The sequence below is a fragment of the Niveispirillum sp. FG148 genome (assembly GCF_057809655.1).
In genome coordinates, this window is sequence record NZ_JBMDKJ010000003.1 from 366,468 (window position 1) to 376,343 (window position 9,876).

The 9,876-nt window shown below is 67.0% G+C and carries 10 protein-coding genes and 1 tRNA gene; 7 read left to right on the forward strand and 4 right to left on the reverse strand.

Annotation, left to right across the window (positions count from 1 at the left end; all coding sequences use genetic code 11):
* Positions 1-220: 220 nt before the first annotated feature.
* Entirely contained in the window at positions 221-1,165 is a 945-nt protein-coding gene (locus ACODTW_RS05220; RefSeq protein WP_488944876.1) for a nucleoside hydrolase, read from the reverse strand.
* Between the two features lie 151 nt (positions 1,166-1,316).
* On the opposite strand from ACODTW_RS05220, the gene ACODTW_RS05225 reads away from it, so the two are divergent.
* From ACODTW_RS05225 to ACODTW_RS05250, 6 genes are all read left to right on the forward strand, one after another.
* Positions 1,317-1,925, forward strand: a complete 609-nt coding sequence (locus ACODTW_RS05225) for an HAD-IB family hydrolase (RefSeq protein ID WP_488944877.1) — start codon at positions 1,317-1,319, stop codon at positions 1,923-1,925.
* 96 nt (positions 1,926-2,021) lie between these two features.
* A complete protein-coding gene (locus tag ACODTW_RS05230) occupies positions 2,022-3,011 on the forward strand; it encodes a metal ABC transporter solute-binding protein, Zn/Mn family (protein ID WP_488944878.1) in 990 nt (329 codons plus the stop codon).
* Between the two features lie 11 nt (positions 3,012-3,022).
* Positions 3,023-3,808: a metal ABC transporter ATP-binding protein gene (locus ACODTW_RS05235; RefSeq protein ID WP_488944879.1), complete on the forward strand. Its 786-nt coding sequence runs from the start codon at positions 3,023-3,025 to the stop codon at positions 3,806-3,808.
* A complete protein-coding gene (locus ACODTW_RS05240) occupies positions 3,808-4,716 on the forward strand; it encodes a metal ABC transporter permease (protein ID WP_488944880.1) in 909 nt (302 codons plus the stop codon). Before ACODTW_RS05235 ends, ACODTW_RS05240 begins: the two co-directional genes overlap by 1 nt.
* Positions 4,713-5,669: a metal ABC transporter permease gene (locus ACODTW_RS05245; protein WP_488944881.1), complete on the forward strand. Its 957-nt coding sequence runs from the start codon at positions 4,713-4,715 to the stop codon at positions 5,667-5,669. The genes ACODTW_RS05240 and ACODTW_RS05245 overlap by 4 nt, the downstream gene beginning before the upstream one ends.
* Complete coding sequence (locus tag ACODTW_RS05250; RefSeq protein WP_488944882.1) at positions 5,666-5,947, forward strand: hypothetical protein; 282 nt, start codon at positions 5,666-5,668, stop codon at positions 5,945-5,947. Before ACODTW_RS05245 ends, ACODTW_RS05250 begins: the two co-directional genes overlap by 4 nt.
* Here ACODTW_RS05250 and ACODTW_RS05255 read toward each other — a convergent pair.
* From ACODTW_RS05255 to ACODTW_RS05265, 3 genes are all read right to left on the reverse strand, one after another.
* Positions 5,922-7,532, reverse strand: a complete 1,611-nt coding sequence (locus tag ACODTW_RS05255; RefSeq protein WP_488944883.1) for a glycosyltransferase family protein — start codon at positions 7,530-7,532, stop codon at positions 5,922-5,924. The two genes, ACODTW_RS05250 and ACODTW_RS05255, sit on opposite strands and share 26 nt — an antisense overlap.
* A 142-nt stretch (positions 7,533-7,674) precedes the next feature.
* Positions 7,675-8,394, reverse strand: coding sequence for a Bax inhibitor-1/YccA family protein (locus ACODTW_RS05260; protein WP_488944884.1), 720 nt, complete (start codon positions 8,392-8,394; stop codon positions 7,675-7,677).
* A gap of 155 nt (positions 8,395-8,549) precedes the next feature.
* Entirely contained in the window at positions 8,550-9,464 is a 915-nt protein-coding gene (locus tag ACODTW_RS05265) for a complex I NDUFA9 subunit family protein (protein WP_488944886.1), read from the reverse strand.
* A 167-nt stretch (positions 9,465-9,631) separates the two neighbouring features.
* On the opposite strand from ACODTW_RS05265, the gene ACODTW_RS05270 reads away from it, so the two are divergent.
* Positions 9,632-9,716, forward strand: a tRNA-Leu gene (locus ACODTW_RS05270).
* Positions 9,717-9,876: the final 160 nt, after the last annotated feature.

Sequence of the window (9,876 nt, forward strand, 5' to 3'; positions counted from 1 at the left end):
CGCCATCCGGCGGCTTGGCTCACGCGCGCATGGGCGCGCGGGCGCTCGTACCGCGCCAACCAGGTTGCGGTGAGTTCCACTCACCGCAACCTAGTATAACACCAATCTGACAAAGGGTTGACCTTTGACAGATTGGAGGTTGGCGACCGCCAGCCCGCGCACCCATGTGCGCGTAAGCCAAGCCAACGGATGTCGGCGCCCGGCATTTGAGGGAACGGCCCTATGCCAACCGGCCCAGCCGCTCGATCAGCAGGTCGAAGAAGCCGTCCGCATCGGCCTTCAGCATGTAATGCACATTGCGCGGCCGATTGGTGATGCACCAACGGTCGACCACGGTCTGGCCTATGGTCAAGGCGGACGCCGTCTCCACCTCCACATTCACCTGTTTGCCCTGGAACAGGTCGGGCCGGATCAGCCAGGCGATGACGCACGGGTCATGCAGCGGGCCGCCATCGGTGCCGTACTTGGCCTCGTCATACTGACGATAGAAATCCAGCATCTCATAGGTGACACGGCCAATCGGGTCCGGCAGGGCGCGCACCCGGTCCATCTGCCGCTGCGCCGTCAGCACCTGATGCGTCACATCCATGGGGAACATGACGATATCGACGCCGGATTTCAGCACGATCTGGGCCGCGTGCGGATCGACGAAGATGTTGAATTCGGCCACGGGGCTGCTGTTGCCGCCCTCATACTGCGCACCCCCCATCAGCACGATGCGCCGGATGCGCGCCGCAATGTCGGGTGCGCGGGTCAGGGCCGTGGCGATGTTGGTCAGGGGGCCCAGGGGGCACAGGGTCACCGTGCCCGCCGGCTCCGTCCGCAGGGTCTCGATGATGAAATCAACGGCATGCTGTTCCTGCAAGGGCATGGTCGGCGCCGCCAGATGGGGGCCGTCCAGGCCTGTATCGCCATGCACCTCCGGCGCGGTATGCAGGTCCAGGAACAGCGGCCGGTCGCACCCGGCAAAGACCTTCACATCCGGCCGGCCCGACAATTCACAGATCTTGCGGGCATTCCGTTCGGTATGGGCCAGGGGCGCGTTGCCGGCCACGGCAGTAACGCCCAGCACCTCGATCTCCTCTGGCGAGGCGAAGGCCAGCATCATGGCCACCGCGTCGTCCTGTCCGGGATCGGTATCGATGATGATGCGTTCGCGTGCCATGGCGACCCTTCTCCTCTTCCAATCCCGCCCCCACCCGGGCGCCGGCGATTGAGGTCCGGTGATCGGCACCGATCACCGGAGACCCCGAGAAAGCTCACATAGCGGGAAACATCTTGAGCGGGAAGCCCCACCCCTGTTTTATGCGCCCACCATGACACGCCGCATCGCCATCTTCGATTTCGACGGAACCCTGGTGGGGGGCGACAGCCTGCTGCCCTATCTGGGCCGGGTCGCCGGGCGGGTCCATGCCGGCATCATCTTCGCCCGCGCCGTGCGGTCCGGGATGATGCGGGCCGGGATCAATCCCGACGATGACCTGCGCACCCGCATCAAGGCCGGGATGCTGTACCGGGCGCTGGCGGGCGTGCCCCTGGTCCGGGCCGAAGCGGCGGCGGAACATATGCGCGACTGGCCGCGCTGGCACGGGCCCGTCCTGTCGGCCCTGCGTTCCCATGCCGAAGCCGGCGACACCATCGTCGTCGCCACGGGGGCCCTGTCCATCTACATGAATGTGCTGCTGCGCGACCTGCCTGTGCATCGGCTGCTGGCGACGGAGATGGAGGTGCAGGGCGGGGTGCTGACCGGGCGCATGCGCGGCGGCAATTGCGTGCGGGCGGAAAAGGCGCGGCGGGTTTCGGCCCTTCTGGCAGAGCTGGGCCCGTTCGAGGAGACGCACGGTTACGGCAACCGCCCCTCCGACCTGCCATTTCTGGCGCTGATGACGCATCCGAACGTGATTCCCACCGTGCCCCGGCGATGATGTTGCGATAGAACTATCACCGGATTTTCCCTTGGCACGGGCGTCGGCCCTTCTATATGCCAGGGGAGTCTGTTTGGAATCGTTCCAGAAAGCAACATGTCCGTGCTGTCCCGCCCCTTCGCCCTTTCCCGTCGCCACTTCCTGTCCCTGGCGGGGTCGGGGCTGCTGCTGACCACCGCCGCCGTGCAGGCGGGGGAGGGTCGCCCCACGCTGCTGGCGACCACGGGACAGGTGGCGGAACTGCTGCGCGCCGTGACCGGCGATACGGCCAGCATCAGCAGCATCATGGGCGAAGGCATCGACCCGCACAGCTACAAGCTGACCCGCGACGACACGGTGGCGCTGATGAAAGCCGACGCCGTGTTTCATAGCGGCCTGTTCCTGGAAGGCAAGATGGGGGAAATGCTGGATCGGCTGACCCGGTCCGGCAAGCCGGTGCATGAGGCGGCATCGGCCCTGCCCCATGACAGGCTGATCCACCCGCAAGGTGCCGACGCCCATCCCGATCCGCATGTCTGGATGGACCCGGGCCTGTGGCGGCTGGCCCTGCTGGGTGTGCGCGACCGGCTGGTCACCCTTTACCCCGCAAACGCCGACACCTACCGCGTGCGGGCGGAAAAGGCGGCGGCGGACTATGAGAAACTGGCGGCCTATGCCGGGCAGGTGCTGGGCTCCGTCCCGGAAAAGGGCCGCGTCCTGGTCACCGCGCACGACGCCTTCTCCTATCTGGGCCGCGCCTATGGGCTGGAAGTGGTGGGCATCCAGGGCATCAGCACGGAGTCGGAAGCCGGGTTGCAGCGCATCGAGTCCATGGTCGCCACCCTGGTCGACCGGAAGATTCCAGCCGTTTTCATCGAAACCTCCGTATCCGATCGCAATATCCAGGCGTTGATCCAGGGGGCGGCGGCGCGCGGGCACAAGGTCATGATCGGCGGCGCCCTTTATTCCGATGCCATGGGGCCGGCCGGCAGTTATGAAGGTACCTATGTCGGCATGATCGACCATAATGTCTCCACCATTGCCCATGCCCTGGGCGGGACCGTGCCGCCGGGCGGGTTCCAGGGCCGGCTGGCCGCGTTACGCTGAGGGGAACCAACATGCTGCAACGCCTGCTCAGTGATAATTTCATCCCCGACGCCGATGCTGGCGTGGGGGCCCTGTCCGTCAGCGGCCTGTCGGTCGCCTATCATCAGCGGCTGGTCCTGCGCGATGTGACCTGGACCGCCCCCGCCCAGGGGCTGGTCGCCGTGGTCGGGCCCAACGGGGCCGGCAAATCCACCTTTCTGAAGGCCGTGCTGGGTCTGGTCCCGGCGCTCACCGGCAGTATCGAGGTCTATGGCCGTCCGCTGAAGCGGCAGCGCGCCCTGATCGGCTATGTGCCGCAGCGCGAGTCGGTCGATTGGGATTTCCCTGTCAGTGCGCTGGACGTCGTCACCATGGGCCGTTACGGCCTGATCGGCTGGGGACGGCGGATCACGGGCAAGCATCGCGCCGCCGCCCTGGCCGCCCTGGACCGGGTCGGCATGGCCGATTTCGCCCATCGCCAAATCGGACAATTGTCGGGCGGACAGCAGCAGCGCGTGTTCCTGGCCCGCGCCCTGGCGCAGGAGGCGCGGCTTTATTTCATGGATGAACCGCTGGCCGGCGTGGATGCCGCCACGGAACAGACCATCCTGGCCGTGCTGCGCGATCTGGACGCAGAGGGGCGCACCGTCATCTGCGTGCATCACGATCTGCAGACGGTGGCAGAGACCTTCGACCATGTGCTGATGCTGAATGGCGGGCTGGTCGCCGCCGGCCCGGTGCGCGAAGCGCTGACGGAAGATAACCTGCGTCTGGCCTATGGTCAGCGGGCCAGCGGTCTGCTGCTGGGCCCGCGCTGATGGACGGGATGGGGCACAATACCCTGGTCGTGCTGGGCGGGGCCACGGCCCTGGGTCTGGCGGCCGGCATGGTCGGCTGTTTCATGGTGCTGCGTCGCCGCGCCCTGGTGTCCGACGCGCTCTCCCATGCCACCCTGCCCGGCATCGTCGCCGCCTTCCTGGCCGGCATGGCGCTGGGGGTGGAGGGGCGGTCCCTGCCGCTGCTGCTGACCGGGGCTGCCGCCAGCGGTGCCCTGGCTGTGGCCTGTATCCAGTTCATCACGCGCTGGACCCGGTTGACGGAGGATGCGGCCATCGGCGCCGTGCTGTCGGTATTCTTCGGCACGGGCGTGGTGCTGCTGTCGGTGGTGCAGGAACTGCCCGCCGCCAATGCCGCCGGGCTGAAGGGCTTCATCTTCGGCCAGACCGCCGCCATGCATCAGGAAGAAGCGCTGGGACTGGGTGGGCTGGCCCTGCTGGCCGCCCTGATGGTCTGGATCTTCTTCAAGGAATTCCGCCTGCTGGCCTTCGATGAAGGCTTCGCGCGTGCCGCCGGCTGGCCCACGGGCCGCATCGATCTGGCGCTGATGGCCCTGGTCACGCTGGTGACCGTGGTGGGGTTGCAGACGGTGGGGCTGGTGCTGATCATCGCGCTGCTGATCACGCCCGCCGCCACGGCCCGGTTCTGGACCGATGATCTGGCCCGCATGCTGCTGATTGCCGGGCTGGTCGGCGGCCTGTCGGGGGGTATCGGCGCCCTGCTCTCCTCCCGCTTCGCCGACCTGCCGGCCGGTGCTGTCATCGTGCTGGTCGCCACGACCTTCTTTCTGGTCAGCCTGATCGTCGCCCCGGCCCGCGGGCTGCTGGGCCGCAGCCTGAAGCGGGCGCGCCTGCGCCGGACCCTGCTGTCGGGCGGGGTGCTGCCGTGAGCTTTGATGCCGCCACCTTCCTGTCCGTCGATTTCCCGGCCCTGCTGGCCGCCTTGTTTGCCTGCATGGCCTGTGCCCTGGTCGGCAATTTCCTGGTCCTGCGCCGGCAAAGCCTGATGGGTGATGCCATCAGCCATGCCGTACTGCCGGGCATCGTCGCCGGCTTCCTGGTGGCCGGTACACGCGACACATTCCCCATGCTGGCCGGCGCCCTGACCGCCGCCCTGGTCGCGGGCGGCCTTATCGAACTGGTCCGCCGGTTGGGCAGGGTGGAAGCCGGGGCGGCCATGGGCGTGGTCTTCACCGGCCTGTTCGCCCTGGGTGTCGTGCTGATCGAACAGGGCCCGGCGCGGCAGGTGGACCTGGATGCGGATTGCGTGCTGTACGGACAGTTAGAGGCCATCCTGTGGCTGACGCCCACGGGCTGGGCCGATCTGGCCGATCCCGGCATCTGGCTGACCCTGCCGCGACAGGTGGTGCAACTGGCCGTGGTCTTTGCCCTGTGTCTGGCCCTGATCCTGATCTTCTTCAAGGAATTCACCCTGGTCAGCTTCGATGCCGCCATGGCCGACACGCTGGGCCTGCATAGCGGACTGGTCCAGCATGCCATCGTGGCCCTGGCGGCGCTGGCCGCCATCGCCGCGTTCGAGGCGGTGGGATCAATCCTGGTCATCGCCATGCTGATCTGCCCCGCCGCCACGGCCCGGCTGCTGACCGACCGCATGGGCACGCAGGTCAGCCTGTCCGTGCTGATCGGCGCCATCACTGGCGCTGGCGGCTATGCGGCGGGCGCCTTCGGGCCCGGCCTGCTGGGCCTGGGTGGTGCCGTAAACGCGGCCGGGTCCATCGCTGTACTGGCCGGATTGATCCTGGCCCTTTCCATCCTGCTGGCGCCGCGCTATGGCGTCATCGCCCGGCGTCGGCGCCGGGTGATGCACGGAGCCTTGGCGTGAACGCAGCAGAATTGTCCTATGTCGTGCTCGGGGTGACCCCCGCGACGGCCGCCGCTGTCCGCGCGCTGGCGGCCCAGGGCGGCTGCTTCACCATCATGGACCGTGACCAGGATGCCGGCCACCGCCTGACCCTGGAACTGAACACGGGCAGCCGTGGCCGGGCCGTGTTCATTCCCGGCGATACCGAACATCCCGATGACCGGGCCGATGCGCTGGCGGAAAATGCCCGCTGCTGGCCCGACCAGACACCCGTCATCCTTTCGCGCGCATCGCTTTGACCCCGTCCAGGATCTGACGCAGCATTTCCTTGCGGGAGGAGATTTCATCGAACCGCCGCCGCGCCGCTTCGCGCAGCCGCTCCCGCTCCGCCGCGTCGTCGGCAAAGCGGCTGGCATGGGTCGCGAAATCGGCCAGCGCCGGCAGATGGAAGCCCGGCCCTACCACCGTGCCCACATCGCCCGCTGCCAGGCTGTAGGCCGGCACGCCCCGCGACAAAGCATAGGCGGCGGACGCTCCGCCCCCGCCGCGCGGCGGGTTCAGATAAAGGTCGCAGGCGGCCAGCACCGACACCACGTCGATATCATAGCCATGCGCCGTCGACCGGCGGGCCAGATCGGGCAGGGTGGCGACCAGATCGGCATGATTGTCCATGGGCCCGATGAACAGGAAGAACAGCCGCGGTTCCCGCCGGACCAGATCATCCAGGGTGGCGGCGAAGGCGGGCGTCACCTCCTGGCCCAGGCGCAGCCCGATGATGGCGACGGCGATGGCATCGTCGGGCACGGCCAGCGCGGCCCGTGTCTTCGGCGCCCCCGTGACCGGCGGGGCGTAGGTGTAGGCGATGGGGATGACCCGGTCGCGGTCCAGACCGCTTGCAGCCAGCCCCTCCTCATCCCCCGCCGTCAGCGGCCGTGGCAGCGCCACCCAGGTGGGCTGGGCCATGGGCAGATAGGTGCCGAACGGAATGGACACCACATCCAGCAGCCCCCGGCACAGGTCGGCCACCGGGCTCATGGTGCCAAAGGACAGGACCAGATCCGGCTTCAGCGCCAGGATCTCGTCCACGATGCCCGCGGCCATCTCCGGCGCGGTGAACCCGACCGGCAGGTGCAGGAACGGGATGGGCAGCCGGTCCGACACCAGCTGGCTGGCATTGTAGAGGGTCGGATCGCTGGCGCTGCTGAACCGCCCCAGGAAGGGGAAATGCGCCGAAACCGGCCCGTCGGCCGTATTGATCAGGGCCACCCGCCGGCCGAATCGCACGATCAGGGTGCGGGCGAAATCCAGCATGTCGAGCGAGGGCTGATGCATGCCCTGCATGAACTGCCCCGTCAGCAGCACGACCAGATCGCGCTGCCGGTCACCGGCGGGCACGGGCGCGCGGCCGGCCAGGACGGGCCGGTACCGGTCGACCAGCGCCCGCCACAGGGCGCGCTGGGCCCGGTCATGGTCGTCGCTATCGGCCACGGGCAGCCGATTGCTCCACACCCCATAGACAATGGCGCGCAGGATATAGTCGGCCTGTTCCAGCGTATGGCGGGGCTGCGGGGCCGCCATATCCTCCACGACATTCCACAGGGCGGCCGTCGTGGCGCCCGCTTCGCGCAGCAGCATGGCGCGCAGCAGATGGCCGATGGTGCGCTGTCGTGCATCCGCAGGTGGCTGCAGGGCGTCAAGCAGGGCCCGCACCGGGCCCTCGTCCAGCAGCCCCTGCATCCGCAGCCCCATCAGCAGGTCCACCGCCCGCTCACACCGGACCCACACCTCCCCTTCATACAGCGGTTCGTCCAGGCCGGACGCCAGATCGCGGCGCAGGCCATCGATCAGGGCTTGGGGCGTATCGGCGTTCTCTGACGATGCCATGCTGGGCGGCACTCCGGTTCCACAGGGTGCCGCGACGCTACGCGATATGCCGTCCCCCTGTCAGCCATCCAAAAGCGCGAACGCCCGGCACGGGGGGCCGTGCCGGGCGTCGCAACATCACCCGAAGGGGATCTGATCAACCTTATTCGTCGCGTTGGCCCATCAGGGACAGCAGCATCTGGAACAGGTTGATGAAGTTCAGATACAGCGACAGCGCGCCCATGACGGCCAGACGGCTGTTCGCCTCATCACCCCAGGAGGAGGCATAGCTCTCCTTGATATTCTGGGTGTCCCAGGCGGTCAGGCCCGTGAAGATCACCACACCGATCACCGAGATGGCGAACTGCAAGGCGCTGGACGCCATGAAGATGTTCACCAGACCGGCGATGATGATGCCGATCAGGCCCATGACCAGGAAGCCGCCGAATTTCGACAGGTCCGCCTTTGTCGTGTAGCCGTACAGGCTGGTGCCGGCGAACATCGCCGAGGTGATGAAGAAGACGCGGGCGATGCTGGCGCCCGTATAGACCAGGAAGATCGCCATCATCGACAGGCCCATCAGCCCGCTGAAGACGATCAGACTGGTGCGCAGCGCCGAAGCCGACATGCGATCCGGCCGGAAGCCGAAGAACATGAAGGCAAGCGGAGCCAGCATGACGACCCACTTCAGCTGCGTGCCGAAGATCATCGCCACAAACGTTTCGCTTTGGGCGCCAAGGAAGGCGACGCCACCGGTTATTGCCAACGCCAAGCACATATAGTTGTAGACGCGCAGCATGTGGGCGCGCAGACCGGCGTCGAACGACGCCTGATCCATGGCCCGGCTGGACGCCGCATACGGATTATAGGGTCCGTTTACCATCGAAGTATCCTCGACAGGTGAGAGGTACACGGTGCTTATATTGGGACGCCCCCTCCCCCAATCAATGGAAATCGGTCTGCACGCCGCGCATTTTCCGGGACCTCCCCCCCAGCCAATCCGTTTTGACGGATTGCAGGCCGGTGAGGGAAATAAAACTATCGCAGATAGGTGGGTACCACCAGTTCCACGGCCTTGGGCGTGATGCCCAGGTCCGACAGGCCCGGCAGGGCGCCCGATACGACATTGTCTCGGCGCAGCAGCCGCACCTGGTCACGGGTCAGCGGCTTGCCCGGCAGCAGTTCCATGAAGGCGGCCTGGATCATGGCCAGCGGGAACGGGATGGGCATCAGGCAGCGGTGGGACACCCCGACCTGTCGGCGGATATAATCCAGCAGCTCGCGGAAGCTGTAGCTGCGCGGGCCCCCCAGTTCAAAGGTCCGCCCGGCAGCTTCCGGCCTGTCCAGCACGGCCAGCACGGCATCGGCCACATCACCGACATAGACGGGCTGAAACCGCGTATGGCCGCCGCCGATCAGGGGCAGCAGGGGCAGCAGCCGGGCCATCTGCCCGAACCGGTGGAAAAACCCGTCGCCCGGTCCGAACACGATGGAGGGGCGCAGGACCACGGTATCGGGAAAGGCCGCGCGCACCGCCGCCTCCCCCTCCGCCTTGCTGCGCGCATAATCGGAAGGCGAAGCCCCATCGGCGCCGATCGCCGACATCTGCACGAACTGACGGGCCCCCGCCGCGCGGGCAGCGGCGGCGATGCGACCGGCGGCCCGGTGCTGGACGGCCTCGAATCCATTGCCCCGGCCAGGGGCCAGGATGCCGATCAGGTTGATGACAATATCGGCCCCGGTCACGGCGACCGCCACAGAGGCATCATCATGGATATCGGCCGCGATGGGAGTGATCTGCCCGACCTCACCCGCCGTCTTCAGATCAGCCAGATTGGCCGGATGGCGCGAGGGCACGATGATGCGGGCGCCGCGCCGGGCCAGCCGCGCCACGATATGGCGGCCGATGAAACCGCCGCCGCCGAACACCACCACACGCGTGGTTGCATCCATGATCTTCCCCTCCCTGTCGGTCCATCTCACCGATATAACCCGGCTGCCGGTCCAAAAAAGTCGGCATAAGGTGAAAAACATCTGTTGACGGCCCTGGATGGGGCCATTATAAGCCCCCTCCACGACGCGCCGCCCACCGGCAACGATGGAAAGCGCGGGTCGGAGACGCCCAGATGGCGGAATTGGTAGACGCGCAGGTTTCAGGTACCTGTGCCGCAAGGCGTGGAAGTTCGAGTCTTCTTCTGGGCACCATCCGCAAGTAACGCTCTTAAGGCCGCCGGTTCACACCGGCGGCCTTAAGCGTTTCTGGGCCTTGCCAAACGACTTTGCGGGCCATCGCATTTTTTCCAAATAAAGCTGTTGACGGCCCTGGATGGGGCCATTATAAGCCCCCTCCACGACGCGCCGCCCA